29 protein-coding genes and 1 riboswitch are annotated in these 25,900 nt (G+C 66.1%); of the genes, 10 read left to right on the top strand and 19 right to left on the bottom strand.

What is annotated here, in order from left to right:
• The first annotated feature begins 80 nt into the window (after nucleotides 1–80).
• The 6 genes from FRZ44_RS04090 (at nucleotide 81) to FRZ44_RS04065 (ending at nucleotide 3,656) form a co-directional block, all read left to right on the top strand.
• On the top strand, nucleotides 81–401 hold the full coding sequence (locus FRZ44_RS04090) for an AtpZ/AtpI family protein (RefSeq protein WP_151175973.1): 321 nt from the start codon (nucleotides 81–83) through the stop codon (nucleotides 399–401).
• Between the two features lie 72 nt (nucleotides 402–473).
• Complete coding sequence (locus FRZ44_RS04085; RefSeq protein ID WP_151175972.1) at nucleotides 474–1,208, top strand: F0F1 ATP synthase subunit A; 735 nt, start codon at nucleotides 474–476, stop codon at nucleotides 1,206–1,208.
• 68 nt (nucleotides 1,209–1,276) lie between these two features.
• Complete coding sequence (locus FRZ44_RS04080) at nucleotides 1,277–1,516, top strand: ATP F0F1 synthase subunit C (protein ID WP_151175971.1); 240 nt, start codon at nucleotides 1,277–1,279, stop codon at nucleotides 1,514–1,516.
• Nucleotides 1,517–1,624: 108 nt separating this feature from the next.
• Nucleotides 1,625–2,116 (top strand): F0F1 ATP synthase subunit B family protein, encoded by a 492-nt coding sequence (locus FRZ44_RS04075; RefSeq protein ID WP_151175970.1) that lies wholly within the window; start codon nucleotides 1,625–1,627, stop codon nucleotides 2,114–2,116.
• Nucleotides 2,116–2,604, top strand: coding sequence for a F0F1 ATP synthase subunit B (atpF, locus tag FRZ44_RS04070; RefSeq protein ID WP_151175969.1), 489 nt, complete (start codon nucleotides 2,116–2,118; stop codon nucleotides 2,602–2,604). Before FRZ44_RS04075 ends, atpF begins: the two co-directional genes overlap by 1 nt.
• A 164-nt stretch (nucleotides 2,605–2,768) precedes the next feature.
• Nucleotides 2,769–3,656 carry an EamA family transporter gene (locus FRZ44_RS04065; protein WP_151175968.1) on the top strand — a complete coding sequence of 296 codons (888 nt, stop codon included), beginning with the start codon at nucleotides 2,769–2,771 and terminating at the stop codon, nucleotides 3,654–3,656.
• Nucleotides 3,657–3,729: 73 nt separating this feature from the next.
• Here the strand turns inward: FRZ44_RS04065 and FRZ44_RS04060 are convergent, their stop codons facing one another.
• The 5 genes from FRZ44_RS04060 to FRZ44_RS04040 form a co-directional block, all read right to left on the bottom strand.
• A complete protein-coding gene (locus tag FRZ44_RS04060; protein ID WP_151175967.1) occupies nucleotides 3,730–4,116 on the bottom strand; it encodes a type II toxin-antitoxin system death-on-curing family toxin in 387 nt (128 codons plus the stop codon).
• Nucleotides 4,113–4,343, bottom strand: coding sequence for a hypothetical protein (locus FRZ44_RS04055; protein ID WP_151175966.1), 231 nt, complete (start codon nucleotides 4,341–4,343; stop codon nucleotides 4,113–4,115). Before FRZ44_RS04055 ends, FRZ44_RS04060 begins: the two co-directional genes overlap by 4 nt.
• A gap of 230 nt (nucleotides 4,344–4,573) precedes the next feature.
• Nucleotides 4,574–5,044, bottom strand: a complete 471-nt coding sequence (locus tag FRZ44_RS04050; protein WP_191908403.1) for a GNAT family N-acetyltransferase — start codon at nucleotides 5,042–5,044, stop codon at nucleotides 4,574–4,576.
• Nucleotides 5,045–5,230: 186 nt separating this feature from the next.
• Nucleotides 5,231–6,010 carry an SDR family oxidoreductase gene (locus FRZ44_RS04045; RefSeq protein ID WP_151175964.1) on the bottom strand — a complete coding sequence of 260 codons (780 nt, stop codon included), beginning with the start codon at nucleotides 6,008–6,010 and terminating at the stop codon, nucleotides 5,231–5,233.
• Entirely contained in the window at nucleotides 5,985–6,506 is a 522-nt protein-coding gene (locus FRZ44_RS04040; RefSeq protein ID WP_151175963.1) for a GNAT family N-acetyltransferase, read from the bottom strand. Before FRZ44_RS04040 ends, FRZ44_RS04045 begins: the two co-directional genes overlap by 26 nt.
• Before the next feature lie 211 nt (nucleotides 6,507–6,717).
• Between FRZ44_RS04040 and FRZ44_RS04035 the strand changes: the two genes are divergently transcribed.
• Nucleotides 6,718–7,746 (top strand): alpha/beta hydrolase, encoded by a 1,029-nt coding sequence (locus tag FRZ44_RS04035; protein ID WP_151175962.1) that lies wholly within the window; start codon nucleotides 6,718–6,720, stop codon nucleotides 7,744–7,746.
• A 16-nt stretch (nucleotides 7,747–7,762) separates the two neighbouring features.
• Here FRZ44_RS04035 and gcvPB read toward each other — a convergent pair whose 3' ends face one another.
• From gcvPB to FRZ44_RS04005, 6 genes are all read right to left on the bottom strand, one after another.
• Nucleotides 7,763–9,280 (bottom strand): aminomethyl-transferring glycine dehydrogenase subunit GcvPB, encoded by a 1,518-nt coding sequence (gene gcvPB / locus FRZ44_RS04030; RefSeq protein ID WP_151175961.1) that lies wholly within the window; start codon nucleotides 9,278–9,280, stop codon nucleotides 7,763–7,765.
• Nucleotides 9,281–9,482: 202 nt separating this feature from the next.
• Nucleotides 9,483–10,829: an aminomethyl-transferring glycine dehydrogenase subunit GcvPA gene (gcvPA, locus tag FRZ44_RS04025; protein ID WP_151175960.1), complete on the bottom strand. Its 1,347-nt coding sequence runs from the start codon at nucleotides 10,827–10,829 to the stop codon at nucleotides 9,483–9,485.
• Complete coding sequence (gene gcvH, locus FRZ44_RS04020; protein WP_151175959.1) at nucleotides 10,829–11,206, bottom strand: glycine cleavage system protein GcvH; 378 nt, start codon at nucleotides 11,204–11,206, stop codon at nucleotides 10,829–10,831. The genes gcvPA and gcvH overlap by 1 nt, the downstream gene beginning before the upstream one ends.
• Nucleotides 11,207–11,218: 12 nt before the next feature.
• Nucleotides 11,219–12,334 (bottom strand): glycine cleavage system aminomethyltransferase GcvT, encoded by a 1,116-nt coding sequence (gcvT, locus tag FRZ44_RS04015; RefSeq protein ID WP_151175958.1) that lies wholly within the window; start codon nucleotides 12,332–12,334, stop codon nucleotides 11,219–11,221.
• Nucleotides 12,335–12,525: 191 nt separating this feature from the next.
• A riboswitch (glycine riboswitch) is annotated at nucleotides 12,526–12,659 on the bottom strand.
• Between the two features lie 146 nt (nucleotides 12,660–12,805).
• The gene (locus FRZ44_RS04010; RefSeq protein WP_151175957.1) at nucleotides 12,806–13,381 is read right to left on the bottom strand and encodes a hypothetical protein; all 576 of its coding nucleotides are present in this window, start codon (nucleotides 13,379–13,381) and stop codon (nucleotides 12,806–12,808) included.
• Nucleotides 13,371–13,610 (bottom strand): CDGSH iron-sulfur domain-containing protein, encoded by a 240-nt coding sequence (locus FRZ44_RS04005; protein WP_151175956.1) that lies wholly within the window; start codon nucleotides 13,608–13,610, stop codon nucleotides 13,371–13,373. The genes FRZ44_RS04010 and FRZ44_RS04005 overlap by 11 nt, the downstream gene beginning before the upstream one ends.
• A gap of 272 nt (nucleotides 13,611–13,882) precedes the next feature.
• On the opposite strand from FRZ44_RS04005, the gene FRZ44_RS04000 reads away from it, so the two are divergent.
• Complete coding sequence (locus FRZ44_RS04000; RefSeq protein WP_151175955.1) at nucleotides 13,883–14,848, top strand: homoserine kinase; 966 nt, start codon at nucleotides 13,883–13,885, stop codon at nucleotides 14,846–14,848.
• The gene (rnhA, locus tag FRZ44_RS03995; RefSeq protein WP_151175954.1) at nucleotides 14,845–15,354 is read left to right on the top strand and encodes a ribonuclease HI; all 510 of its coding nucleotides are present in this window, start codon (nucleotides 14,845–14,847) and stop codon (nucleotides 15,352–15,354) included. Before FRZ44_RS04000 ends, rnhA begins: the two co-directional genes overlap by 4 nt.
• 115 nt (nucleotides 15,355–15,469) lie before the next feature.
• Here the strand turns inward: rnhA and FRZ44_RS03990 are convergent, their stop codons facing one another.
• Together FRZ44_RS03990 and FRZ44_RS03985 are read right to left on the bottom strand one after the other, a co-directional pair.
• Nucleotides 15,470–15,952, bottom strand: coding sequence for a peroxiredoxin (locus FRZ44_RS03990; RefSeq protein WP_151175953.1), 483 nt, complete (start codon nucleotides 15,950–15,952; stop codon nucleotides 15,470–15,472).
• Between the two features lie 130 nt (nucleotides 15,953–16,082).
• Entirely contained in the window at nucleotides 16,083–18,257 is a 2,175-nt protein-coding gene (locus tag FRZ44_RS03985) for a protein-disulfide reductase DsbD family protein (RefSeq protein WP_151175952.1), read from the bottom strand.
• A gap of 108 nt (nucleotides 18,258–18,365) precedes the next feature.
• On the opposite strand from FRZ44_RS03985, the gene FRZ44_RS03980 reads away from it, so the two are divergent.
• Nucleotides 18,366–18,953 carry a YqgE/AlgH family protein gene (locus FRZ44_RS03980; RefSeq protein ID WP_225308540.1) on the top strand — a complete coding sequence of 196 codons (588 nt, stop codon included), beginning with the start codon at nucleotides 18,366–18,368 and terminating at the stop codon, nucleotides 18,951–18,953.
• A gap of 374 nt (nucleotides 18,954–19,327) precedes the next feature.
• Here FRZ44_RS03980 and FRZ44_RS03975 read toward each other — a convergent pair whose 3' ends face one another.
• The 6 genes from FRZ44_RS03975 to FRZ44_RS03950 all read right to left on the bottom strand — a co-directional run bounded on the left by FRZ44_RS03975 (nucleotide 19,328) and on the right by FRZ44_RS03950 (nucleotide 25,890).
• Complete coding sequence (locus tag FRZ44_RS03975; protein WP_151175951.1) at nucleotides 19,328–19,927, bottom strand: GNAT family N-acetyltransferase; 600 nt, start codon at nucleotides 19,925–19,927, stop codon at nucleotides 19,328–19,330.
• Nucleotides 19,928–20,002: 75 nt separating this feature from the next.
• Nucleotides 20,003–21,271, bottom strand: coding sequence for a M16 family metallopeptidase (locus FRZ44_RS03970; protein WP_151175950.1), 1,269 nt, complete (start codon nucleotides 21,269–21,271; stop codon nucleotides 20,003–20,005).
• The gene (thrC, locus tag FRZ44_RS03965; protein WP_151175949.1) at nucleotides 21,268–22,674 is read right to left on the bottom strand and encodes a threonine synthase; all 1,407 of its coding nucleotides are present in this window, start codon (nucleotides 22,672–22,674) and stop codon (nucleotides 21,268–21,270) included. The genes FRZ44_RS03970 and thrC overlap by 4 nt, the downstream gene beginning before the upstream one ends.
• Nucleotides 22,675–22,839: 165 nt before the next feature.
• The gene (locus FRZ44_RS03960; protein WP_151175948.1) at nucleotides 22,840–23,454 is read right to left on the bottom strand and encodes a hypothetical protein; all 615 of its coding nucleotides are present in this window, start codon (nucleotides 23,452–23,454) and stop codon (nucleotides 22,840–22,842) included.
• A gap of 40 nt (nucleotides 23,455–23,494) precedes the next feature.
• On the bottom strand, nucleotides 23,495–24,124 hold the full coding sequence (locus tag FRZ44_RS03955) for a hypothetical protein (protein WP_151175947.1): 630 nt from the start codon (nucleotides 24,122–24,124) through the stop codon (nucleotides 23,495–23,497).
• Nucleotides 24,125–24,255: 131 nt separating this feature from the next.
• Complete coding sequence (locus tag FRZ44_RS03950) at nucleotides 24,256–25,890, bottom strand: choline dehydrogenase (protein WP_151175946.1); 1,635 nt, start codon at nucleotides 25,888–25,890, stop codon at nucleotides 24,256–24,258.
• Between the last annotated feature and the right edge of the window lie 10 nt (nucleotides 25,891–25,900).

Here is a 25,900-nt window from a genome sequence, read left to right as displayed (position 1 = left end):
ACAGGGGTGGGGGCCGCCCGTATGTTGCGCCTCGCCTCGCGACCGGGCTGGGTGTCGCGGGGCTTTTTGTGCGTTGGACGATGAGCCAGGACAAGCCGCCGACGCCGCTGGATGACCTCGGAAAGCGCCTCAGCGCGCTACGCCGGGAGGGCGGCGCGAATCAGGCAGCGGGTCCAGGCGCCTCGACCCCGAAGACGGCCGGTGGCTGGGCGTTCCGATTGAGCGTCGAGATGGTTGCCGGACTGGTCGTCGGTGGCGGGATGGGTTGGCTGCTGGATCGGTGGTTGGGAACCTCCCCGGTATGTCTGCTCGTCTTCTTCCTCCTCGGCGCGGCTGCGGGCACGCTCAACGTGTTCCGCACGGCCAAGGAGATGAACCGCGACGACACGCCCAAATCCTGACCGGCCGCGGATTCGGGGCGCGAGGCTCCGGACCGAAGGGGACCACGACCGTAGCGAAGGATTGAGTGCCGGATGGAAGGCCATAGCCCCCTCGAACAGTTCGCGATCCATCGCGTCGTGCCGCTGAATATCGGCGGAATCGACGCTTCCATCACCAATTCCTCGATCTGGATGATGGTCGCGGTGGTGTTGACGACCCTGTTCCTGACGTTGGCGATGCGGAGCGCCGCCCTGGTGCCGACGCGCTGGCAGTCGCTGGCCGAGCTCTCCTACGAATTCATCGCCAAGATGATCCGCGACAATGTCGGCGACGGCGGCCGGCGCTATTTCCCGTTCATCTTCACGCTCTTCATGTTCATCCTGTTCTGCAACCTGCTGGGGCTGGTGCCGTTCAGCTTCACCGTGACGAGCCACATCATCGTCACCTTTGCAGCGGCAGCCTTCATCATGATCTGCATCACGATCATCGGCTTCGTGCGCCACGGATTCGGCTTCCTCAAGCTGTTCGTCCCCTCCGGCGTGCCGATCTTCCTCCTGCCGCTGATGATCGTGATCGAGATCCTGTCCTATCTGACGCGGCCCATCAGCCTTTCCGTCCGACTCTTCGCCAACATGATGGCCGGGCACACCATGCTGAAGGTGTTCGGCAGCTTCGTCGTCGCGCTCGGCATCCTCGGCGGCTGGGCGCCGCTCGCCTTCATCGTTGCGCTGACCGGCCTCGAGTTCGGCATCGCGATTCTTCAGGCTTATGTCTTCACCATCCTGACCTGCATCTATCTCAACGATGCCGTCAACATGCATCACTGAGTAACGGCGCAGGCCCTCGGGAATCGCCACACCACCTTTCAACTCGAACTTCGAAAAGGAACTGATCCATGGACTTAGCAGCTGCAACTTCGCTCGGAAAGCTGGTGGGCGCCGGCATTGCCATGATCGCCCTCGGCGGCGTCGGCATCGGTATCGGCAATATCTTCGCCGCCTACGTCTCCGGTGCGTTGCGCAATCCGGCGGCGGCGGGCAAGGTGTTCGGCAACGTGCTGCTGGGCTTTGCGCTCGTCGAAGCGGTCGCGCTGTACGCACTCGTCATCGCGATGCTGCTGCTGTTCGTGTTCTAGGCAACACGCTTCCCGCAAGGCGAGCTGCAACCCTAGGGTCGGAGGGACGAGTCCGATAATCGGCGACTCGTCCTTCACATCTTCGGCCCCCGAGGCGAGGCGACAGGAATGCCCCAACTCGAATTTTCGACCTACACGCCGCAGCTGATCTGGCTGGCGATCACGTTCGTCATTCTTTATTTCCTGATGGCGAAATTGGCGCTGCCGAGAATCGCGACCGCGTTGGGCAATCGGGCGAACAAGCTCGAGAGCGATCTGACACGCGCCGAACGGGTCAAGGCGGATGCCGAATCCGTCCTGGCCGCCTACGAGAAAGCCATGATGGATGCGCGACTCAAGGCCCAGGCCCTGACCGGCCAGGCCGCAGCCGACGTCGCCGCGGAATTCACCAAACGCGAAGCGGCCTTCGCCGCCGAACTCAATGCCCGCACGGCCGAGGCCGAACGGCGCATCGTGGCGGCCAAGGACGCGGCGCTGGCCGAGACGCGGACCGTCGCGGCCGAGTTGACGCAAGCCATCTTGCGCAAAGTGGCGGGCGTCGAGCTCTCGCCCTCGGCCGCGAAGGAATGGGTCGAGGCCGCCGCCAGGGAGCGCCACTGATGGAATTCCTCCACGAGCCGGAATTCTGGGTCGCCATTGCGTTCGTCATCTTCATCGTCTTGGCGGGAAAGCCGATTTATCGCGCCATCGGTAAGATGCTGGACGATCGCGCCGCCAAGATCCGGAAGGATCTGGGCGAGGCCGAAAAACTCCGCAACGAGGCCGAGAAGCTCCTGGCGGAGTATCAGCGCCGCCAGCGTCAGGCGCTGAAGGAAGCCGACGCGATCCTGGCTCAAGCCAAGGATGAAGCGGAGCGCATCCGGAAGAGCTCGGCCGCCAATATCGAAACGGCCCTGAAACGTCGCGAGCGTCAGGCGCTGGAGAAAATCGCCCAGGCCGAGACCCTGGCGGTCGCCGAGGTCCGCAACCAGGCCGTCAATCTGGCCGTGCTGGGCGCGCAAAAGGCGCTGGCCTCGGGCCTCGACCCGGCGCGCGCCGGCAGCCTCATCGACCAGTCGGTCGCCGATCTGGAGCGCCGCCTGCATTAGGCGCGGGCGTCGGAGAACCGAATTCGAAAGGCCCCGCCCGAAAAGACGGGGCCTTTTTCGTTGGGCACGCGAGTTGCCCTTCCGTCGGTTGACAGGCGGGAGGCCAAAGACCCTATGTTGCGGACACGCCGGCAGACGGAATCTCAACCGACAGGGGCAGCGGGATGAAGGCAGCCACATCGCGTCTCGACCGCGCGCCCGCAACGCTATTGCTGCTCCTGGCGATCCTTTCGATCCAGTTGGGATCGGCGCTCGCGATCACCCTGTTTCCCATCTACGGCCCGCTCGGCATGCTGTTCCTGCGCATGACGATCGGCGGCCTGCTGCTGTGCGCACTTTATCGCTCGACCGTGGGGTCGGCCCTGCGGCAGGCGCCGGTCGGCATCCTGGCGCTGGGCCTCACCATGGCGGTGCAGAGCGGCAGCTTCTTCGAGGCACTGTCGCGGATTCCGCTCGGGATCACGGTTGCGATCGAGTTCCTCGGGCCCTTGAGCGTCGCGCTGATCGCCTCACGGCGGCTGCTGGACGTGCTCTGCGTGCTGCTCGCCGCGGCCGGCATCGCGCTGCTGACGCCCTCCATCGGCACCAGCCTCGATCCGGTCGGCGTGATGTTTGCCTTTGCCGCCGGAGCCGGCTGGGCCTGCTTCATCCTGTTGAGCCGGCAGCTGGGAAAGATCGTCGAAGGCGGCGCGGGTCTCGCTCTGGCGATGACCGTTGCGGGCCTGATCCTGTTCCCGTTCGTCGGGGTTGGCGCCGTCGCGGCTGTCGTCGCTCATCCGGAGACAATCATCGTCATCGTTGGCGTCGTCCTGTTCTCGGCGACGATCCCGCTGCTGTTCGAGTACCTCGCGCTGAAAACCATGCCGGCCAGGAACTATGGCGTCCTGATCTCGCTTGAGCCGGTGGTCGCCACGGTGATCGGCATGATCGTTCTCGCCGAGACGGTCGGCCTCAGGGCCTGGATCGCCGTCGTTCTGATCACGTTTGCCTCGATCGGTGTGGCGCTCCTGCACAAGGCCGAGGCCTCGGCCGCTCAGAACCTGCCGGGATAGGCAACGCCCATTGCGGCGCGGCGTCGTCGGCAAGCCGCGCGATGGCTTCGGCATCGAGATCGTCCCTATCGATCTACTCTCTCTCGAAGTCGCGAGAGGTGTGTGTTCGCAACCAGGGAACCAGGTGCTCGAATCTGAATCTGCCGGTCTCATAGAGCCCCGAGATGAATCGATAGGTTTCTTCGGCATCGGCGGTAAGCCGCGTCCCATTGATGACGAGAAACGTATAGGTCACCGCAAAGGCCGTGCGTTTGTTGCCGTCGAAGAAGGGATGATTCTGCGCCAGGCTTTCCCAGAGCGCGGCGGCTTCCTCGATCAGATCTGCGTAGTGGCCCGTCTGTGGACGAAAGAGCGCCGCCTCCAGCAAACCCGGATCGCGAATTCCAGCTATGCCTCCATAGCGCTCGATCTGGTCATCGTGGATCGACAGCACCTCGACGACCGTCAGGTAGTCCGTCATTCAGCCAATTTCTTATAGAGCGCGCCAAAAGTTTCGTGGCTGTCGCGATAGGCTTCCATGACGTGAGCTCGGGGTCGCCCCTGCTTGCGCTTCTCGATCAGGTCGGCCAACGCCTCATCCATGAGCGACTGGATTTGCCGGCCCTCGCTCTGCGCGATACTCCGGACGGCAGACAGGATCCTCGAATTGACTTGGGTAGCGAATTTCTCGCGGGCCCGGGATGTCATCGCACACCTCATCTCCCTTGCGATCTCAGTATCATGACATATCATGAAGCATCATGGTATGTCATGATGCCGGTATGATAGCTCCGCGACCTCCGTTATCTATATGAAAATAAACATTTTTTAACGCAACGGCGCCGGACCGGGTCGCATGGAAGGGGCGCCACAACCTGCCGAAAGGGTGCCGCCGCTTCGGTCACCGCAACTGCGACACCGGATTTGGAAGACGCCCGTCACGCCACATCGGCGAGCCGCGCGATCGCTTCCTCGTCGAGGCGATAATAGACCCTCTCCTCGAGACGGACCGCGCCGAGCGCTTTGTAGGCGGCCTGGGCTTGCAGGTTGTCGCGGTCGGTCGTCCAGTCGATGCGCACGCAGCCCCGCGCTATTGCGGTCCGCGCCAGAGCGCACATCAAGGCCCGCGCCACGCCGCAACCGCGTGCGGCGGCAGCGACATAGAGATCCTTCATGTAGAGCTGGGGGTCGAGGCCGAGCCCCGGAAACAGCGGCGAGAACGACGCGAAGCCCAGGAGATCGTCGCGCTCGAAGGCCAGCAGGAATTCGACCCTCGGCATTTGCGCGGCCAGAGCCTTCGCGACCTCCGCCTCGTCGGGCCCCGCCATGTCGTAATGAACGAGAAGCTCCGCCATCAGCCGGCCGAGGGCGGGAATGTCGGGCGGCGTCGCGGGGCGAACCTCGATCATCGGACGGTCCGTTTCTATTGCCCCCAATGTCATCCCCGCGAAAGCGGGGACCCAACGATAAGCTTGGTATGCTGGATCAAGATGGGTCCCCGCTGGAGTTTACACTCGGGCCGGCCTACGGCCGGACCCGGGCGCGGGGATGACATCTGGGGGCGGACATGCCTCAACAACCTTGCTGTCACTCGCTCAAAACGTCCCCGGATAGGCCCCGCCGTCGACGAGGAGGTTCTGCCCGGTGATGTAGCCGGCCTGGGCGGAACAGAGGAAGGCGCAGGCTTCGCCGAATTCGGCGGCGCTGCCGAAGCGGCCGGCGGGGATCTCCTTCTCCAGCTCGGCGCGCGCGTCCTCGCGGGAGATTCCGCGCGCCTTCGCATGGTTCGTCACGAACACCTCGCTGCGCTCGGTGTCGATCGAGCCCGGCAGCAGATTGTTGACCGTCACATTGTGCCGCGCGACCTCGCGCGCGAGGCCGGCGACGAAGCCGGTGAGGCCGCTGCGGGCGCCGTTGGAAAGCGCCAGCGACGCGAAGGGCTGTTTCACCGTCGAGGAGGTGATGTTGACGATGCGCCCGAACCGCCGCCGCGTCATGCCATCGATCGTCGCCTTCATGAGATAGATCGGCGCCAGCATATTGGCCTCGAGCGCGGCGCTCCAGTCGGCGGCGGAGAATTTGCGGAAATCGCCGGTCGGCGGTCCGCCGGCATTGTTCACCAGGATGTCGGGATCGGAACAGGCGGCAAGCGCGGCCTGGCGGCCCGCCTCGGTGGCGATGTCGCCCGGCACCGCCGTCACCTTCGCCCCCGTGGTCTTGCGGATCGCGGCCGCCGTCGCCTCCAGCAGGTCGGCGTGGCGCGCCGTGATCCAGACATCGCAACCCTCGCGCGCCAGGCTTTCGGCGCAGGCGCGCCCCATGCCCTTGCTGGCGGCGCAGACCAGCGCCTTACGGCCTTTCAGACCAAGATCCATCGTCAACCTCCGAGGCCAAACGCGCGAGGCCTTCTTCCGCGATGCGATAGGAGCACCAATCGTCGCGATGCTCCATGCCGATATGTTCGTAGAACTTGCGCGCCGGATTCCAATCGAGCACCTGCAGCTCGAGGCGCCGGCAGCCGCGCCGCTGCGCGATCTGGGCCAGGCCCGCCATGACCATGCGTCCGAGCCCCCGGCCGCGCGCGGGCGGACGCAGGAAGAAGTCCTCGAGATAGATGCCGGCCCGCCCCAGCCAGGTCGAGAAATTATGGTAATAGAGCGCGAAACCCAGGAGCGTGCCGTTCTCTTCCAGCAGCAGCACCTCGGCGCGGGCATTGGGGCCGAAACAGTCGCGCCGGAAATCCTCCGCCGTCGCCTCGACGCTCGAGAGCGGTTCCTTCTCGAATTCGGCCAGCTCGCGCACCATGGCGAGGATCTCCTCGGCATCCTCGGGCCGCGCCGGTCGCAGGCGGGGACGTCCTGATGCTGGCATGATCGGTTCCTCTGGTCTCGCACTCGGTTCGCGGCGGATGGCCGGCGGCCTTGATGCGCTTCAGAATATGGGAGCGACGGAGCAAGGCAAGAGTCGGAATGGCGGCGGCCAGAGTTGCATTTTCCTGCGATCCCCGATGATCTTCCCGCGGCGATAAGATAAACTTCCCAACAGGCCCAACATACCGTCGCTTTCCGCGAAAGGAAGGGCCATGCCTGCTGCATCCACCATCACCGTCTTCTTCGCCACCAATCGCAACCCGATCGGCGATCCGCCGACCGATTTCGGACCGCTGCTGGGGCCCATCGACGGCACGGCGATCCGCTTCGGCACCGCCGAGATCAACGAAAAGACCCTGAAACTGGTGCGGCTGGACGTGGCGCCGGAGAAGCTCGTGCTCGACGGCCCCGCCGACCGGCGGCTCGTCTTCGGAAGCCGGCAAGTATTCGACGATCTCAAGGCCAAAATGATCGCCCACGCGCGCGATACGCTGATCTTCGTCCATGGCTTCGGCTACAGCTTCACCGAGGCGCTGGAGCGGGCGGCCGAATTCAAGAAGTTCCTGGCCCTGCAGATGAACATCTTCGTCTTCACCTGGCCCTCCGACGGCAAGCAGACTCCCGTGACGGCCTATCCGAAGGACCGCGCCGACGTGGAGAGATCGGGCGACGCCATGGCGCGCGCCATCGAGATCGCGGCCCGCTATCTGCAGGAGATTGCGGCGGTGGATCGCTGCGAGCAGCGCCTGCATCTGCTCTCGCACAGCATGGGCAATTATGCGCTGCGCTATGGCGTCCAAGGGCTCTGCCGCCGCTACAAGACCATTCTGCCGCGGTTGTTCGACAAGGTCGTTCTCGCCGCCGCGGACGAGGATGCCGACACCTTCGATTTCGATGCCAAATTGAGGCCGCTACCCCAACTGGCGCAGCAGGTGCTGGTCTATCACACGCCGCGCGACAGGGCGCTCATCATCAGCGACCTGACCAAAGGCAATCCCGACCGCCTCGGCGCCGGCGGGCCCGAGAATACCCGCACGATCAACGACAAGATCTCGGTGGTGGATGTCTCGGAGGCCCTGTCGGGCGACGACGATTTCACCAACCACCAATATTTCCGCGTCAACACGCGGGTGCGCGCCGACCTGCGCCAGGTGTTCGGCGACGTCGTGCCGTTCCAGGTCAAGGGCCGGCTCTATATGCCGGATGCGAAGCGCTACCGGCTGAAGAAGACGGTGTCCTGACGAATCTGGGCCGCGCCTACTCCGCCGCCTTCGCAGTGTTCGAGCCCGGAACCCAGCGCAGCACGGGCTTGCGCGCGGCTGCGGTCTCGTCGAGCCGCCGGCGCGGCGTCAGTTTCGGCGCCGCCTCGAAATAGGCGGCGTCGCCCGACTTGGCGCGCCGCGCCAGGCTGCGCAACACCTCGATGAAGCGGTCGAGCGAATCCTTGCTCTCGGTCTCGGTCGGCTCGACCAGCAGCGCGCCATGCACCACCAGCGGGAAATACATGGTCATGGGGTGATAGCCCTCGTCGATCAGCGCCTTGGCGAAATCGAGCGTGGTCACGCCGGTGTCTTTCAGGAAATGGTCGTCGAACAGCGCCTCATGCATGCAGGTGCCGGGGAAGGCCGGCGACATGTCGTCCTTGAGCGAGGCCAGGATGTAGTTGGCGTTGAGCACCGCATCCTCGGCCACCTGCTTCAGCCCGTCGCTGCCATGGCTCATCATGTAGGCCAACGCCCGCACGAACATGCCCATCTGGCCGTGGAAGCCCTTGAGCCGGCCGAAGGCCTGCTTCTTCGGGTCCTGCTCGACCAGGTCGAAGCCCTTGGCGCCATGCACCACCCAGGGCACCGGCGCGAAGGGCGCCAGCGCCTCGGAGAGAACGACCGGACCGGCACCGGGACCGCCGCCGCCATGGGGCGTGGAGAAAGTCTTGTGCAGGTTGATATGCATGCAGTCGATGCCGAGATCGCCCGGCCGCACGCGGCCCACGATCGCGTTGAAGTTGGCGCCATCGCAGTAGAAGAAGCCGCCGGCCCCATGGATCGCCTCGGCGATCTCGACGATGTCGGGCTCGAACAGGCCGCAGGTGTTGGGGTTGGTGATCATGATGCCGGCCACGTCGGGGCCGAGCTTGGCGCGGAACGCTTCGAGATCGACACGGCCCTTGGCGTTGGCCGGGATCGGATCGACCTCATAACCGCAGGCCGCCGCCGTCGCCGGGTTCGTGCCATGGGCGGATTCCGGCACCAGGATGCGCTTCCTCGCATCGCCGCGATGCTCGAGGGCGGCACGGATCGCCATGATTCCGCAGAGTTCGCCATGGGCGCCGGCACCGGGCGACATCGCCACCGCCGGCATGCCGGTCAGCGTCTTCAGCCAATGCGCCAGCTGGTCGATCAGCTCGAGCGCGCCTTGCACGGTCGAGACCGGCTGCAGCGGATGGAGATCGGCCAGGCCCTGCAGCCGCACCATCTTCTCGTTGAGGCGCGGATTGTGCTTCATCGTGCAGGAGCCCAGCGGGTAGAGCCCCGTATCGATGGCGTAGTTCTTCTGCGAAAGCCGCGTGTAATGGCGCACCACCTGCGGCTCCGACAGGCCGGGCAGGCCCACCGGCTTCCTGCGCGCCAGGTTACCGAGACGGCTCGCGACCTTGGCGGGCTCGGGCAGATCGACGCCGCAGCGCCCCTCCTCGCCCTGCTCGAAGATCAGCGGCTCCTCGACCTGAAGCCCGCGATTGCCGCTATAGGTGCCGGTGACCGGATCGACGTTCATGCGGAGACTCCATGGGCGGCGGCGAGTGTGAGGACCCCTCCCCCGACCCCCTCCCGCAGGGGGAGGGGGCGTGGATTTTTGTTGCCGCACCGCCTTTGCTGTCCCCCATCAAAAAGACGAGAGGGTTCAGTTCTATTCCCGCCCCCTCCCCTTGCGGGAGGGGGTAGGGGGAGGGGTTGCGCGCAAGACTGAGCGGGAACTCTCATGCCAGCACCTCTTTGAGCGCGGCCGCGAGCGCGTCCATGTCGGCGCCCGTGTTGGTTTCGGTCGCCGCCACCAGCAACAGATTCTCGAGCGCCTTCTCATTCGGCCAGAGCCGCGATGCCGGCACGCCGCCGAGGATGCCGCGCTTGGCGAGCGCCTCGACCACGGGTCCGGCGGGCTTCGGCAGCTTCACCGTGAATTCGTTGAAGAAGCTGCGGGTGAGAACCGAGACACCCGGGAGCGTCGCCAGCTTGTCGGCGAGCATGCAGGCGGCGGCGTGATTGAGCGCCGCCAGCCGCTGGAATCCCGCTTCACCCAGGAGCGTCAGATGGATGGTGAAGGCGAGCGCGCAGAGGCCCGAATTGGTGCAGATGTTGCTGGTCGCCTTCTCGCGGCGGATATGCTGCTCGCGTGTCGAGAGCGTCAGCACCCAGCCGCGCCGGCCATCGACGTCCTTGGTCTCGCCGACGAGACGGCCCGGCATCTGGCGCAGGAATTTCTCGCGGGTCGCGAATAGCCCGACATAGGGTCCGCCGAAGCCCAGCGAGTTGCCGAGCGCCTGGCCTTCGGCCACCACGATGTCGGCGCCCATTGCACCCGGCGGCTCGATCGCGCCCAGCGAGACCACTTCGGTCACCGCGACAACGAGCAGCGCCCCCGCCTTGTGACAGGCTTCGGCCAGCCCGCTCAGATCCTGGATATGGCCGAACACGTTCGGGTTCTGCACCACCACGCAGGAGGTGTCGGCGTCGACGAGCCGGGCCAGATCCTCCTTGCCCTCGGGATCGGCCGGCGGCTGCTCGACCTTGAAGCCCAGGAAATGCGCATGGGTGCGGGTGATCTCGGCGTAATGCGGATGGAGCGCGCCCGAGAGCACGGCCTTCGAGCGCCGCGTCACGCGGTTGGCCATCATCACCGCTTCGGCGCAGGCGGTGCCGCCGTCATACATCGAGGCGTTGGCGACCTCCATCCCGGTCAGGAGCGCCACCTGCGTCTGGAACTCGAACAGGTATTCGAGCGTGCCTTGCGTCACCTCCGGCTGATAGGGCGTGTAGGAGGTGAGGAACTCGCCGCGCTGGATCAGGTGATCGACCGCGGCCGGCACGTGATGGCGATAGGCGCCGGCGCCCAGGAAGCTCGGCGCCTTTGCGGTGCCGAGATTCTTCGCCGCCAGCGCGCCGATCGCGCGCTCGACCTCGAGCTCGCCCTGATGGGAGGGGAGGTCCACCGGCTTGTCGCGGCGCGCCTTGGGCGGCACGTCGCGATAGAGATCGTCCATCGAACGCACGCCGATGCGCGCCAGCATGGACTGGCGGTCGGCGGGCGTGAGCGGCAGATAGCGCATCAGTGAAGACCCTTCACATAGGCGTCATAGGCTGCCTGGTCCATCAGCCCGTCGAGCTCCGCCTTGTTGGAAAGCTTCAGCTTCACGAACCAGCCATTTCCCATCGGATCGCTGTTGACCCGCGCGGGCTCGGTGGCGAGGTCGCTGTTGACCGCGACCACTTCGCCCGAGACCGGCGCATAGACCTCGCTCGCGGCCTTGACCGATTCCACGACCGCGACCTCTTTTCCCTTCTCGACCTTCTTGCCGGGCTGGGGCAGATCGACGAACACCACGTCGCCCAGCTGCTCCTGCGCATAGGCACTGATGCCGATGGTCGCGGTGTCGCCCTCGACGCGGATCCATTCATGCTCTTCCGTGTAACGCAGCGTGCTCATGAAGACTCCTCTTTACCCGCGGTAATAGCTGGTCTTGACGAAGGGAAGCGGCGCCACCTGCACCGGCAAGGGCTTGCCGCGCACGATGGCCTCGAGTTCTTGAGAAGGTTTGGCGAAGCCGGTCTCGACATAGCCCATGGCGAGCGGACCGCCGAGGCTGGGGCCGAAGCCGCCGCTCGTGACCTTGCCGATGCGCTTGGCGCCGGCCATCAGCTCGGTGCCGTCGCGCACCGGTGCCCGTCCGGCGGGCAGGATGCCGACGCGCTTTCGCGACGTGCCTTCCTTCAATTCGCGCTGGATCCGCGCGGCGCCGGGAAAGCCGCCTTCGGCGCGCCGGCGCTTACCGATGCTCCAGACCAGGTCGGCCTCGACCGGCGAGGTGGTGGTGTCGATGTCATGGCCATAGAGGCACAAGCCCGCCTCGAGTCGCAGCGAATCGCGCGCGCCGAGGCCGATCGGCTTCACCTCGGGCTGATCCAGCAGGCGCTTGGCGAAGGCCACCGCCTTCTCCGCCGGGATCGAGATCTCATAGCCGTCTTCGCCGGTATAGCCCGACCGGGTGACAAAGCAGGTCACACCCTCGAGCGTGACCTCGGCCGCGGACATGAATTTCATCCGGGCGACCTCCGGGGCCATGCGCGCCAGCACGGTCACGGCCTTCGGGCCCTGCAGCGCCAGCAGCGCCTGGTCCGGCAGCGGCTTGATCGCGATCACGCCCGGCAGCTTCGCCTGGAGATGCGCCAGGTCCGCGTCCTTGCAGTCGGCATTCACCACCAGGAAGAGATGATCGCCGGCGTTGGTCACCATCAGATCGTCGAGGATGCCGCCGTTCGCGTCGGTGAACTGCGTGTAACGCTGGCGCATCGGTTCCAGCGCCTGGATATCGGCCGGGACCAGCGCTTCGAGCGCCTGCGCGGCATGGCGCCCGGTCAGGCGCAGCTGCCCCATATGCGAGACATCGAACAGCCCCGCCGCCGCCCGGCAATGAAGATGCTCCGTCAGGATGCCGGTCGGATATTGCACCGGCATGTCATAGCCGGCGAAGGGCACCATCTTGGCGCCGAGCGCCAGATGCAGCGCATGAAGCGGCGTGGTCTTGAGGGCGGCGCTGTCGGAGGATGAGGTCATAATCAGGCTTTCGCGGGACGGATGACGGGCTTATGGCCGCGCCCGACGGGCGCAACGCCGAAAGCCCCCTCTGTCCTGGCACCTGAAAGATTTGCCGGCAGGAACCCCGTCATCGGGGCGCCGGTCTACCTCTTCGGTGAGACGGGCGCACGGATCATCAACCGCGCGATCGTCTGCTTTCCAGAGTTCTCGTCCCGCTTGCGGTCCTTTTGCCTGAGAGTTTCCGGGGCGGTTGCTCCTTCGGCGCCGTTCCCGATCGTTCGCGTGCGACTTCGTGATGGTGCTGCGCGCGATCGTCCGGGGCGGTCTCTCCCGCAAGCGGTAGTCTGACCGGGCGCAAGCATCCTCCCCGCCCCGGATCGGGTCAAGCGCGAAAACAGAACCGCGCTCGAGAGGCTCGAGCGCGGTTGTTTCAGGCCGGATTGTATTGCGACAGCGAAGAGCTTCCGCGACGCGCGGCGATTCCTTCGCTCAGGGCGAGGCCGGCGCGACGATCGTGCTCGAGCTGTCGGCGCGATTGAACTTGAGTTCCTCCGGCGTGAGCACGATGCCGACATAGATGGCGTAGTTGTCGCCGTTCTCGCCGGATACCAGCGGAATCGTCTGCGTCAACTCGTCGACCGATTGGGCTCGCACGGCGTTGCCTTCGAGATCGATCTCGACATCGAAGGCCTGGCGCGCCAGCGGGCCGGCGCCGATCTTGGCGATGGCGACGAAATACTGGAACTGCGCGCTCTTGGCCGTCATGGCGGGCCCGCGCGACGCGATCGTCTGCACCTGCAGCGTGGTCTCGATGCGGGTCTTGTTGTCGGGCTCGACGATATAGACGCAGCTCGAGCGGAGCTCGCCGATCTGGGCTTCGAACTGGACGTCCTTGACGTCGCGGCCCGGTCCCTGGAAGCGCGTCAGATGCGCGGCGTCGCTGACCGTGACGATGCGCGGACAGGGAGGCGGCGGCCCCGGATTGTCCGCGGAGCCGCAAGCCGCCAGTCCCAGCGCCATGATCCCCGACAAGGCGAGGGCGGCCGCAATCCGCCTAAAGAGCATTATGTGTTCCGTCGCAGAGTGGCTTCATCTGGGTCGATTTGCAGCCGCAGAAGAAGACCTGTTTGGTGGCCTGCGCTTCCCAAGCGACCGGCGCGAGGCCGGTGCCCTTGTGCGAGCCGTCGCAGAATGGCTGGCTTTTGGAGCGCCCACAGGCACACCAGAAATACTTCTTTCCAGCCGTGACAGCGACCGCATAGGGCGATTTCTGCGCTGGAATCGGTTCCGTCATGTTCCCCTTCCCAAGGAGTGGCGTGCTGGCATAATTTTCGCCGCCACCGCGCTGGTTCGTCGGGCGACTTTAATGAACGCCCCCGCGATGCACAAGGCCCGGATCGGCTTGTTTTTTCCGCTCGTTACCGGATGTGAGGGCCTGCCATGATACCGTCCGAAATCGCCCGCGCCGCCGGCCCCGATTCGAGCCTCCCGCGCCGTTCCCCCGCCATGGCCGGCGCCTGATCGGCGCCGGCGGCAGCAACCCTTTCGTCGCCGGTCCCCGAACCCATGGCGGTCTATACCGAAGTCCCCGACGAGGAACTCGAAGCCTTCGTCGCCCGCTACGACATCGGGCGTCCGGTCTCCTGCAAGGGGATCGCCGAGGGCGTCGAGAACAGCAATTTCCTCCTCACGACCGAACGCGCCAGCTTCATCCTGACGCTCTATGAGAAGCGGGTCCGGCGCGAGGACCTGCCCTTCTTCATCGGCCTGATGGAGCATCTGGCGGCGCGCGGCATCGCCTGCCCCACCCCGGTCAAGGCGCGGGACGGCGAGGCCCTGGGCGAGCTCTGCAAGCGCCCGGCCGCGATCGTGACCTTCCTCGACGGCATGTGGCCGCGCCGCCCCCTGGCGCGCCATTGCCAGCTGCTCGGCACGGCGCTCGCGCAGATGCATCTGGCCGGCACCGATTACAGCCTGCGCCGCGCCAACGACCTCTCGGTCGTGGGCTGGCGGCGGCTCTACGAAGCGACCAAGGATCGCGCCGACGAGGTCAGCCCGGGGCTCGCCGAAGAGATCCGCTGCGAGATCGAAGGCTTCGAGGCGCATTGGCCGAAGCATCTGCCGGCGGGCGTGATCCATGCCGATCTCTTCCCCGACAATGTGTTCTTTCTGGGCGACCGGCTCTCCGGGATCATCGATTTCTATTTCGCCTGCAACGACGCCTATGCCTATGACCTCGCAGTCTGCCTCAATGCCTGGTGTTTCGAGACCGACGGTTCCTTCAACGTGACCAAGGCGCGGATGCTGATCGCGGCCTATCGCAAGACGAGGGCGGTCTCGAAGGAAGAGCTCGACGCGCTGCCGATGCTGGCGCGCGGCAGCGCGCTGCGCTTCCTGCTGACGCGGCTCTATGACTGGCTCAATCATCCGCCCGGCGCCTTCGTCAAGCCGAAGGATCCGCGCGAATATCTGGACAAGCTGCGCTTCCATGCGGGCCTGCGCGGCCCCGGCGCCTACGGGCTCGAGCCGTGAGCGCCAAGGCAGCGGCGAAGAAGCCCAAGGAAGAAGCGGCGCCGAAGGAGAAGACCAAGTCCCGCGTCGAGATCTTCACCGACGGCGCCTGCAGCGGCAATCCGGGCCCCGGCGGCTGGGGCGCCGTGCTGCGCTATGGCGAGACCGAGAAGGAATTGTCGGGCGGCGAGAGTGCCACCACCAACAACCGCATGGAGCTGATGGCGGCGATCATGGGGCTCGAGAGCCTGCGCCGTCCCTGCGCGGTGACGCTCTCGACCGACAGCACCTATGTGAAGGACGGCATCACGCGCTGGATCAACGGCTGGAAGAAGAACGGCTGGAAAACCGCCGACAAGAAGCCGGTCAAGAATGTCGATCTCTGGCAGCGCCTCGAAGCCGCGGTGGCGCCCCACCAGATTCAGTGGGAATGGGTCCGCGGCCATTCCGGCCACCCCGAGAACGAACGCGCCGACCAGCTCGCGCGCGACGCGATCAGGGCGGTGAAGGAAGGAATGATGTTCTGAAATCATATCCCCTCCCCCGCTTCGCGGGGGAGGGCGAGGGAGGGGGCTGCTCGCTATCCGATATCGCGCAGCCCCCTTCCTAACCTTCGTGCCGGGGGAAGGGACAAAATCCCGTCTACAGCAGCTTCAGCACCGCTTCCGCGCTCGAGACTTCGAACGCACCGGGCGCTTCGACGTTCAGCGCCTTGACGGTGCCGTTGTCGACCAGCATGGCGTAGCGCGAGGCGCGCAGGCCCATGCCGTAGCCGGTGCCGTCCATCGTCAGGCCGACGGCCTTCGAGAAATCGCCATTGCCGTCGGCGAGCATCACGATCTTGTCGCCCGTGTTCTGCGACTTGCCCCAGGCGTCCATGACGAAGGCGTCATTGACCGAGAGGCAGGCAATCGTGTCGACGCCCTTGGCCTTGATTTTCTCTGCATGCTGCACGAAGCCCGGCAGATGCTTCGCCGAACAGGTCGGCGTGAACGCGCCCGGCAGGGCGAACAGCACGACCTTCTTGCCCTTGAAGAGCTCGTCCGTGCTGACGGTCTTCATGCCGTCGCTGGCCATGGTCTTGAGTTCCACGGCCGGAATCTTGTCGCCTACCTTGATCGCCATTGTCAGTCCTCTCTTCCAAATGAAAAACGGGAGCGCAACCTCCCGCGTCTGGCCTTGCCCCTAAAATAGGCTCAGGCCCCACCCTGTCCAGTACCCTGCGAGTGACCAGGAGCGGGCTTTCGACATCCCGTCAGGAGCCGGCCCGCGCGATCGCATCCAAGACCGCGTCACGGCTCAACAATTCGGGCAGCAGAATGCCCTCTGGCGCCTTGGGGCCATAGACCACGTTGAAGGGAATCCCATAGCGGCCGAACCGGGCCAGATAGCGCGAGATCGCTTCGTCGGGACGGGTCCAGTCGGCGCGCATGGTGACGACCTTGCCGCTCTCGAACGCCGCCTTCATCTCCGGGCGGTCCAGCACCAGCGTCTTGTTGGCGAGGCAGGTGATGCACCAGTCGGCGGTCACATCCACGATGACCGTACGGCCTTGCGCCACCAGAGCGCCGATGCGGGCCTCCTCGAAAGGCGCCCAGCCCTCGGCGAGACCGGCCTGCGCCTGCGTGCGCGCCTGGGCGGTGGGGCCGCTCGAGATCAGCGCCGGCAAGGCCAGCGCCGCGATCCCGAGGGCGGCCGCCCCGCCCCAGAGCAGCGGGCGCTTGTCGACCGGCAGGCGATGCAGCAGCGCCAGCGCGAGGGCCATGGCCAGCAGCAGCCCGCCCAGGATCGCCACGCCCCAGATCCCGATATCGCCCGCGAGGACCGAGAGCAGCCAGGCGGCCGTCGCGGCCAGTGCGATCCCGAGCAGGCGACGCAGATGGATCATCCAGCGGCCGGGCCGCGGCAGCGCCACCGCGATTCCGGGGAGGGCCGCGACCGCCAGATAGGGCAGCGCCAGTCCCAGCCCCATCGCGCCGAAGATCACGAAGATCTCGAGGGCGCCTCGCGACAGCGCGAAGCTGACGGCGGTGCCGACGAAGGGCGCCGAGCAGGGCGTCGCCAGCAGGGTCGCGAGCATGCCGGTGAGGAAGTAGCCCGGCAGGCTCCGCCGGTCGGCGGCACGTCCCGCGGCTGCGTCCGCGTCGCTCGCCAGGCTGCCGAGCCAGCCCGGCAGCGTGATCTCGAACCAGCCCATCAGATTGGCGGCGAAGAGCGTGACGATCAGCGCCATCGCCGCCAGGAACAGCGGCTGCTGGAACTGAATCCCCCACCCGATCGCGAGGCCCGCGGCATCGAGCGCGGCGAGCATGGCGGCGAGCAGCAGGAAGGCGGCGAGCACGCCCGCCGCCGAGACCAGGAAGGAGAGCCGCACATGGGCCTTCTCGCCGCCGCCATGGCCGGCGACTCCCAGGAGCTTCAGGGAGAGCACCGGCAGCACGCAGGGCATCAGGTTGAGCAGCAGCCCGCCCAACAGCGCCACGCCGACGATCGCCAGCAGACCGCTGAAATTTTCGCCCGAGCCCGCCGCGCGGGTCAGCGTGACATTGCGCTCGAGACCGCGGATCCCGTCGGTCAGCGTCACGATGACGGTGGCGCCCGACAGAGCCGGCGCCGTGGCTTCGCGGGTGATCGGCAGCGTGAACCGCGCGAGCTTGTCATTGTCGCCGAGCTGGATATCGGGCTTGCCGAAATAGAGCCCCGGCGGGGCCTCGACGATGAGATCGGGCGCGGCGAATTCCGCGAGCGACGAGCGTGCCGTCACCTCGAGGCTCGGCTTCGCGTCGCTGCCTGCGAGCGCCACCTGCTCGAGCGTCAGACCTTGCGCGCGGCCATCGCCCGGCACTTGCGCGTAGTAGCGATCGATCAGCTGTGCTTGCGCGCTGGGGAGCGCATCGCCCGCCGGAATCTCGAGCGCCAGGTCGGCCTCATAGGGGATGCAGACCGTCTCGCAGACGAGATAGCGCAGATGCGCCTTGATCGAGAGCGGCTTGCCGGGCTCGCTCAGGGTCGCGATCACCGGCAGCACGACCTCGTCCTTGTAGCCGAAGGTGTCGAGCCCGAAGAGCGTGAAGCGATGGGGCGCCGGCCAGAGCAGATCGGCCTTGGCCAGGTTGCCGGAGCCCGCCCAATCGACCGCGATCGGATAGCCGGCATCGCCGGGCGAGCGCCAATAGGTCTTCCAGCCCTTGGCCAGGGTGAAATGCAGCCCCAGGCGGATCTGGCGGGCCTGGCCCACGGCGGTCTGGGCCGAGATCAGGGCGACCTCGACCTGGGGCTGGGTGGCGACGGCGCCGTCAGCCAGGGCCGGGAGGGGGCCCGCCAGCGCCAGCAGGGCCAGGAATCCGGCCAGCCACAGCCCCCTCGACCCCGGTTTTCGGGGGCGGGCGCTCCTGGATCCTGGGCCGTTCCGGATAGCGTCTGTTTTCATGGGGCGGGGCGCATTATAATGACCAGATGATTGATAATACCTCACGATTCCGTGTCGGCTCGCGCGGCGGAAGGCCGCTTGCCAGGGCGCCCAGGGGTCCCTAGCTAGATGGATATGGACAAGGATCAGGCCCCGGCCCTTCCGGGATATCTGACCGGGCATCTGCTCATCGCCATGCCGACGATGCGCGATCCCCGCTTCACCCGGACCGTCATTTACCTCTGCGCCCATACCGCCGAAGGGGCCATGGGGCTGGTGCTCAACCGGCTGGTGGGCTCCCTCACCTTCCCCGACCTCCTGGCGCAGCTCGGGATCGAACCCGGCCCCGGCATCGAATCCATCCGGGTCCATTTCGGCGGGCCGGTCGAGACCGGTCGCGGCTTCGTGCTGCATTCCTCGGAATACAACGCGTCGGGCACCATGCAGGTGAGCGACGAGGTCGCGCTCACCGCGAGCCTCGACATCCTCAAGGACATCGCCGCCGGCAGCGGCCCGCGCCGCAGCCTGCTGGCGCTGGGCTATGCCGGCTGGGGCCCCGGGCAGCTCGATGCCGAGATCCAGGCCAATGGCTGGCTCTCGGTCGCCGCCGACGACGCGTTGATCTTCGACGCGGCCCTCGACGACAAATGGGAACGCGCCATCGGCAAGATCGGCATCAGCGCGTCGCGGCTCTCGGGGCAAGCGGGACACGCGTAAGGCGCGGCACTGCAGTGCCACGCACTCCCATGGTCATCCCCGCGAAAGCGGGGACCCATCTTAATCCAGCACTGCGAGCGTAACGTTGGGCCCCGCTTTCGCGGGGGTGACCATGAAGCGTATGAGGACGCGTTTCCTTTTTCGTCATCCCGGCCCCTGGGTCCGGCATGAAGATCACAGCGTAACGACGCGCGTTTCCTTTTGTTGTCATCCCCGCGTAAGCGGGGACCCATCTTGATCCAACGCACCAAGCTTAGAGTTGGGTCCCCGCTTTCGCGGGGATGACTGTTGGTGTGCTGGCGCACTTTCTTCATTACGCCGACGAGGCGCTACAAAAGAGCGCGCCGCTCAGCGGCGCACCGCGTGAGCGGGCCTTACGTTCTCTTCCGCCAATTGTCGCCGGCGAGCAGGCCGAACAGCAGATGGTCCTGCCAGCGCCCGTCGATGCGTAAATATTCGCGGGCGCGGCCTTCTTCCCGGAAACCCAGCTTGAGCAGCAAGCCGCGGCTGGCCTCGTTGTGCGGCAGGCAGGCGGCTTCGATGCGGTGCAGTCCCAGCTCGCCGAAGCCGTAGGAGACGACGCAGCCGAGCGCCTCGCTCATATAGCCGCGGCGCGCGTGACCGGCGCCGATCCAGTAGCCGAGGCTTGCGGTCTGGGCGACGCCGCGCCGGACCTGGCCCAGCGTGATGCCGCCAAGGAGCGCGTCATCCTCGCGCCGGAAGATCAGGAAGCTGTAGCTCTGGTCGGTGCGCCATTCCTCGCCGGCATATCTGACGCGCCGCACGAAGGTGCCGCGGGCATGGGCCTCGGCGGTCCAGGTCGGTTCCCAGCGCACCAGGAAATCGCGCGAGCTCTCGCGCAAGTCCCGCCAGGGCACGTAATCCAGCCGGGCCGGCGGGCGCAGATAGACACCCTGCCCTTCCAGCCGGGCGCCATAGCCCGATGGCAAAAGGGCGCGACGACTCCACAGCATCGCCCGTCCCCCTTCCCCCGTCGGTCTCTGCCCGGTTGACCCGATTCTCGTCTCTCCGAGTCTAGCCTGAGGTTTCTAGGCTGCGAAAGCCTCGGCGACGCGCTTGGCGCTCGGCAGCTTGCCGACCGGTCCCAACGCCGCCAGGGTCGGCGGGCTCGCCGCCAGCTGGCGCGCGAACCGGGCCAGGGCGGCACGGTCGACCGCCTCGATGCGCTGCAGCAGTTCCGCTGTGGGCAGGGGTCGGCCATAGGCCTGGAGCTGCTGGGCCAGATGCTCGGCCCGTGCGCTGGTGCTTTCGCGCGCCATCAGCAGGTCGGCGCGGATCTGCGCCTTGGCGCGGCGGATCTCCTCCTCCGTCAGCCCCTCGGGCAGGCGGCGCAGCTCCTCGACGATCAGGGGAAGGACCTCGCCAGCCTCGCCCTCGCCCGTGCCCGCATAGACCGCGAACAGGCCGCCATCGTCATAGGACGAGGCGAAGGAATAGATCGAATAGACCAGGCCGCGATTCTCCCGCACCTCCTGGAACAGGCGCGAGGACATACCGCCGCCATAGAGGGTCGAGAGCACGGACTGCACATAATAGTCGTCATGCAGATAGCCGACGCCCTCGAAGCCCAGCACCAGATGCACCTGCTCGAGGTCGCGCTCGGCGCGATGATCGCCGCCGGCATAGCGCGCCGGCGCCGTGGCCGCCGGACGGCCCTGCGGCAGATCGGTGAAGAGCGCCTTGGCGCGCTCGACCAGGAAATCGTGATCGACGCGACCCGCCGCCGCCAGTACCAGCCGCTCGGGGCCGTAGCTGCCGCGCAGGTAGCCTTGCAGATCGCCGCGCTTCAGGCGCTTCACGGTCTCCTCGGTGCCCAGCACCGGGCGGCCCATCGGCTGATCGGGATAGGCCGCGGCCTGGAAATGATCGAACACGATGTCGTCGGGCGTGTCCTCGGCCTGGCCGATCTCCTGCAGGATCACGGTGCGCTCGCGCTCGAGCTCGCCCGGATCGAAGACCGAATGCTGCAGGATGTCGGCGAGGATATCGAGGCCCAGCGGCAGATCGTCCGACAGGAGCTTGGCGTAATAGGCGGTGCGCTCGCGCGTCGTATAGGCGTTGATCGAGGCGCCGACCGATTCCATTTCGACCGCGATGTCCTTGGCGCTGCGCCGCTCGGTGCCCTTGAAGGCCATATGTTCCAGCATATGCGAGACGCCGTTGATCTCGGGCGACTCATGGCGGGTGCCGACGGCGCTCCAGACGCCGATCGATACGGTCTCCACGCTCGTCATCGCATCGGAGGCGATGGTGAAGCCGTTATCGAGCTTCGTCACGCGGACGCTGTCTTCACTCATGCATGGACCTCTTCGGCGAGACGCCGTTTGATATGGGCTTCGACCGCGCCGAGATCGTTCGGCAGGCGCTCGAACCGCTCGGGATTGGTCATCAGGTCAGCCAGATGTGGGGGCAGCAGGGGTTCGACACCAGTGGCCCGCTTGACCGCCTCGGCGAATTTGGCCGGATGCGCCGTCGCCAGCGCCACCACCGGCGTCTCGCCGGTCTTGGCGGCCTCGACCGCGGCGGCGATGCCGATGGCGCTGTGCGGATCGATAAGCTCGCCAGTCAGGCGGTGGAGCCGCCCGATCTCGGAGAGCGTGCCCTCGTCCGACAGCCGGAACCCCTGGAACCATTGCAGCGCCGCCTGGTGGCGCTCCGGCGCGAGCGTCAGGGATTTCCGTTCGCGGAAATTCTCCATGTCGGCCGCCAGCGCCTTGCCGTCGCGGCCATAGAGGTCGAACAGCAGCCGCTCGAGATTGCTCGAGACCTGGATATCCATCGAGGGGCTCAAGGAGGGCTCGACGCCGAGGATCTCCATCCTGCCCGACGCGAAGAAGCGCGTGAGGATGTCGTTGCGGTTGGAGGCGACGATGAACTTCTCGATCGGCAGCCCCATCTGGCGCGCCGCATAGCCGGCATAGACATTGCCGAAATTGCCGGTCGGCACAGAGAAACGCAGGCTGCGATCGGGCGCGCCCAGCTCGAGGCCGGCGCGGAAGTAATAGACGATCTGGGCCATGATGCGGGCCCAGTTGATCGAGTTGACCGCGCCCAGCTTATGCGCCTCGCGGAACGGCCGGTCGTTGAACATCGCCTTGACCAGATCCTGGCAATCGTCGAACGAGCCCTGGATCGCGAGGTTATGGACATTCTTCGACGGCACCGTCGTCATCTGCCGGCGCTGCACGGCGGAGACGCGGCCCTCGGGATGGAGGATGAAGATCTCGATGCTCTTGCGGTCGCGGCAGGCCTCGATCGCGGCCGAGCCGGTATCGCCCGAGGTGGCGCCGACGATGGTGACGCGCGCATTGTGCGAGGCCAGCACATTGTCGTAGAGCCGGCCCACGAGCTGCAGCGCCAGATCCTTGAAGGCAAGCGTGGGCCCATGGAACAGCTCCATCGACCAGAGCCGCTCGCCCAGCTGCTTCATCGGCACCACGGCCGGATGATCGAAGGTGGCATAGGCGTCGCGCACCATGCGCTCGAAGGCGGCCTGGGGAACCGTGTCGCCGATGAAGGGCGACATCACGCGGATCGCGAGATCGGCATAGGAGAGCCCGCGCCAGCGGCGCAGCTCCGCGGCCGAGATCTGCGGCCAGCTTTCCGGCACATAGAGTCCGCCATCGCTGGCGAGGCCCGCGAGCAGGACCTCGTCGAATTTCAGCGTCGGCGCAGCACCGCGGGTCGAGATATAGCGCAAGAGCGAAAGGTTCCTGATCGAGGGAGCCCGGAGGCTCGGGGGAGACGGGACCCGAAGGACCCGTCCCTGCCCGGAGGCGGGGGTTCTGAGGGCTACCCTATAGCCCCGCCCTCTCCAGCGGCAAGGGCCGGCAATATTGATATATTAATGTTATATTTCAATGAATTACCGAGAAGGCAGTCGAGCGCACGAAATGATTTGTGCCGGTCTCGGGCGACCGATCCACAGCAGGATGGCGGCAATAAGAAAATAGCTCGCCAGCGCCAGGCTGAGGCTTGCCACCCGTATGTCTTTGGCCGAGCCGCTATCCAGCGCGTGGTAAAGCAACCAGAGAGAGCCCCCGACATAGAGGCAGGAGAATATCAGGACTCCGATAAGCGCCGCCCGGGGTGCTTTCCCGTAGAGCGCGAGTTCAAGCCTCACGGAATCGGTTTCCGACCCCCACAGCGTGAAGGGTCCGCCGACCCGATCGTTGGCGCGCAGGCGGAACAACACCCAGATCCGCGGCCAATGACAGACAAGGCTGACCACGAGCCCGGTTGCGAGCAAAACAGCGGAGCTTCGAAATATGATCGTCGCTGCAATTCCGCCGAGGAGCGAGATGACCATCGTTATCCAGAAGGGGCGAAGCACCTGATTTGCGATGGCTTCTTTTTGCGCGCCCGTCACGATGTAGGGCCAGACGAAGCGGTTCGGAGATCCGAACACAAACGTCGAATCGTCGAGTTTCTTGAACTCCGATTCGATTAGCACATCGCGCCAGAACGAACGAAAACTCATTGGCACTCATATCTTCGGATCGACGCAGCAGGCATCAAACTCAAACGCTCTCGCGGCTGAGATACCAGAGCCGCATCGCCGTCAGCAGGCAGAGCGTCGCCACGATGCCGGTCACCAGCATCGTGGTCTCGAGGCCGAAGGCGAGCGCGATCAGGAAGATCAGGACCGCCAGCGCTGCCATCGCGGCCATCGACATCGTGAGCGCCTGGCGGGCGCCGCCCGAGATCGCGGGACGGGGGCCTGCGGAATCCGCGAAGGCGGTCGGATCGATCCGCCCGCTCACGCCCTTCAGCTCGTCGCTCGACAGGACCGTCTCGGTGGCCGCGGCGCGCTTGAGCGCCGCCTGGCGCATCATCGGGCGCGCGACGCTGGCCGCGACGACGATGACCAGCCCCAGCAGATAGAGCAGCCCGCGCGAGCGGGGATCGGCGAGGAATCCCAGGTCGAGCCGCGCAGCCAGGACGACGAGCGAGAAGCAGAGGATCGGCAGGCCGACGCCGAAGGCCAGCGCCTTGCCGACGAGATCGGAATGCCCGATCCGCGCAACGCTCGCCGCATCGAGACGAAGGCCGGCCGCGGGCGCCCGCAGCGTCGGGAAGTAATCCCAATCGCCGTCGTCGCGCCGGCGCACCCAGAGCCCGGAGCGCCGCTCCCATCGATCGAACGCCATTGCCCCACCCACTGCGAGACAGGCCGGAAGATTATGAGGGTAGCGGATGGCGGCCGGCGCCGCTATCGAGGATTGCAGGCTTTTTCCGCAGGAACGATGGACATCGCAGAAATGTGAAAGCGTATAACGCGTTAGGCGGCGGCTTCGGCCGCGTTCGCCACGCCCCGGATCATATCGGCCGCTTTCTCCGCGATCATGATGGTGGCGGCGTTGGTATTGCCACTAACAATTGTTGGCATGATCGAGGCGTCGACCACCCGAAGACCGCGGATTCCATGGACCCGGCAGCTCGGATCGACCACCGCGGTTGGGTCGGAATCCGGACCCATCTTGCAGGTGCTGACCGGGTGATAGCCGGTATCGCAGCTCCTCCGGATATAGGCGTCGATCTCGGCATCGGTCCTGACATTCTCGCCCGGCAGAATCTCTTCGCCGCGAAAGGGTGCCAGCGGCGACTGGGCATGGATATCGCGCATGATCCGGATCGCTTTGCGCAGCCGCGACCGATCCTCAGGCGTCTGCAGATAGTTGAACAGCAGCCGCGGCGGGGTGCGCGGATTGACATCGGCGAGCTTGAGCCAGCCGCGGCTGGTCGGGCGCAGCAGGTCGGTATGGGTCTGGAACCCGTCGAAGGGCGCGCTGTCGAAACTCTGATTGGCCTCGACCGCGGTGGCCATCGGCAGGAACATGAATTCGAGGTCGGGATGCTCGACGTCCGAATCCGACCGGACGAAGCCGCCGGTCTCGTAATGGTTGGTGGCGCCGTCGCCGTCATGGAACAGGAACCAGCGCAGGCCGATCTTCGCGCGTCCCATCAGCGACAGTTTCTGGTAGAGCGAGACCGGCTGCGTGCAGCGATGCTTGACGAAGACGTCGACATGGTCGTGCAGGTTCTGGCCGACGCCGGGACGGTCCGCCACGACCGGAATGCCGATCTCGCGCAGATGCGCCGCCGGGCCGACGCCCGACAGCAGCAACAGTTGCGGCGAGTTGAACGCGCCGCCGCAGAGAATGATCTCGCGCGCGGCCGCGATCCGCTGCGAATGCCCATCGACCGTGACCTCGACGGCAACCGCGCGATCGCCCTCGAACCGGATTGCCGTGGTCAGGGCCCGCGTCATGATCTCGAGATTGGGACGATGGCGCACGGGATGGAGATAGGCGTTGGCCGTGCTCCAGCGCCGGCCGCGATGGGTGGTGCGATCGATCCGGCCCACGCCTTCCTGCTCGGCCCCGTTGATGTCGGGATTATGCGGATAGCCCTGCCGGACCGCGGATTCGATCCAGGCGCGGCAGAGCGGATTGACGATCTCGCCCTTCGTCACGTTGAGCGGGCCGGAATCGCCGTGATAGTCGTCGCCGCCGCCGCTGTTGTTCTCGGCCTTGCGGAAATAGGGCAGCACGTCGTCATAGCTCCAGCCGCGGCAGCCCGATTGCGCCCAGCGATCGAAATCGCGCCGGTGCCCGCGCACATACATCATGCCGTTGATCGAGGAGGAACCGCCCAGCACACGGCCCCGCGGATGATCGACGATCCGGCCGTCTAGGTAAGGCTCGGGCTCGGTCTTGTAGGCCCAGTTGTATTTCTTGTTCTGCAGCGACCAGGCGAGGGAGGCCGGCATCTGGATATGCCAGTCGCGGTCGCCTGGGCCCGCCTCGATCAGCAGGACACGCGCGGTCTTGTCGGCCGAGAGCCGGTTGGCGACGACGCATCCGGCCGAGCCGGCGCCCACGATGATGTAGTCATAGCCCCGCGAATTCGACAAATCCCCGTCC

The organism is Hypericibacter terrae (assembly GCF_008728855.1).
In the GTDB taxonomy this organism is placed as follows: Bacteria; Pseudomonadota; Alphaproteobacteria; order Dongiales; family Dongiaceae; genus Hypericibacter; species Hypericibacter terrae.
This window is presented reverse-complemented; position numbering and strand designations above follow the sequence as displayed.

Coding starts and splice junctions, on each gene's coding strand:
- FRZ44_RS04090 (WP_151175973.1), top strand. CDS start 81: ATGAGCCAGGACAAGCCGCCGACGCCGCTGGATGACCTCGGAAAGCGC.
- FRZ44_RS04085 (WP_151175972.1), top strand. CDS start 474: ATGGAAGGCCATAGCCCCCTCGAACAGTTCGCGATCCATCGCGTCGTG.
- FRZ44_RS04080 (WP_151175971.1), top strand. CDS start 1,277: ATGGACTTAGCAGCTGCAACTTCGCTCGGAAAGCTGGTGGGCGCCGGC.
- FRZ44_RS04075 (WP_151175970.1), top strand. CDS start 1,625: ATGCCCCAACTCGAATTTTCGACCTACACGCCGCAGCTGATCTGGCTG.
- atpF (WP_151175969.1), top strand. CDS start 2,116: ATGGAATTCCTCCACGAGCCGGAATTCTGGGTCGCCATTGCGTTCGTC.
- FRZ44_RS04065 (WP_151175968.1), top strand. CDS start 2,769: ATGAAGGCAGCCACATCGCGTCTCGACCGCGCGCCCGCAACGCTATTG.
- FRZ44_RS04060 (WP_151175967.1), bottom strand. CDS start 4,116: ATGACGGACTACCTGACGGTCGTCGAGGTGCTGTCGATCCACGATGAC.
- FRZ44_RS04055 (WP_151175966.1), bottom strand. CDS start 4,343: ATGACATCCCGGGCCCGCGAGAAATTCGCTACCCAAGTCAATTCGAGG.
- FRZ44_RS04050 (WP_191908403.1), bottom strand. CDS start 5,044: ATGATCGAGGTTCGCCCCGCGACGCCGCCCGACATTCCCGCCCTCGGC.
- FRZ44_RS04045 (WP_151175964.1), bottom strand. CDS start 6,010: ATGGATCTTGGTCTGAAAGGCCGTAAGGCGCTGGTCTGCGCCGCCAGC.
- FRZ44_RS04040 (WP_151175963.1), bottom strand. CDS start 6,506: ATGCCAGCATCAGGACGTCCCCGCCTGCGACCGGCGCGGCCCGAGGAT.
- FRZ44_RS04035 (WP_151175962.1), top strand. CDS start 6,718: ATGCCTGCTGCATCCACCATCACCGTCTTCTTCGCCACCAATCGCAAC.
- gcvPB (WP_151175961.1), bottom strand. CDS start 9,280: ATGAACGTCGATCCGGTCACCGGCACCTATAGCGGCAATCGCGGGCTT.
- gcvPA (WP_151175960.1), bottom strand. CDS start 10,829: ATGCGCTATCTGCCGCTCACGCCCGCCGACCGCCAGTCCATGCTGGCG.
- gcvH (WP_151175959.1), bottom strand. CDS start 11,206: ATGAGCACGCTGCGTTACACGGAAGAGCATGAATGGATCCGCGTCGAG.
- gcvT (WP_151175958.1), bottom strand. CDS start 12,334: ATGACCTCATCCTCCGACAGCGCCGCCCTCAAGACCACGCCGCTTCAT.
- FRZ44_RS04010 (WP_151175957.1), bottom strand. CDS start 13,381: ATGCTCTTTAGGCGGATTGCGGCCGCCCTCGCCTTGTCGGGGATCATG.
- FRZ44_RS04005 (WP_151175956.1), bottom strand. CDS start 13,610: ATGACGGAACCGATTCCAGCGCAGAAATCGCCCTATGCGGTCGCTGTC.
- FRZ44_RS04000 (WP_151175955.1), top strand. CDS start 13,883: ATGGCGGTCTATACCGAAGTCCCCGACGAGGAACTCGAAGCCTTCGTC.
- FRZ44_RS03990 (WP_151175953.1), bottom strand. CDS start 15,952: ATGGCGATCAAGGTAGGCGACAAGATTCCGGCCGTGGAACTCAAGACC.
- FRZ44_RS03985 (WP_151175952.1), bottom strand. CDS start 18,257: ATGAAAACAGACGCTATCCGGAACGGCCCAGGATCCAGGAGCGCCCGC.
- FRZ44_RS03980 (WP_225308540.1), top strand. CDS start 18,366: ATGGATATGGACAAGGATCAGGCCCCGGCCCTTCCGGGATATCTGACC.
- FRZ44_RS03975 (WP_151175951.1), bottom strand. CDS start 19,927: ATGCTGTGGAGTCGTCGCGCCCTTTTGCCATCGGGCTATGGCGCCCGG.
- FRZ44_RS03970 (WP_151175950.1), bottom strand. CDS start 21,271: ATGAGTGAAGACAGCGTCCGCGTGACGAAGCTCGATAACGGCTTCACC.
- FRZ44_RS03960 (WP_151175948.1), bottom strand. CDS start 23,454: ATGAGTTTTCGTTCGTTCTGGCGCGATGTGCTAATCGAATCGGAGTTC.
- FRZ44_RS03955 (WP_151175947.1), bottom strand. CDS start 24,124: ATGGCGTTCGATCGATGGGAGCGGCGCTCCGGGCTCTGGGTGCGCCGG.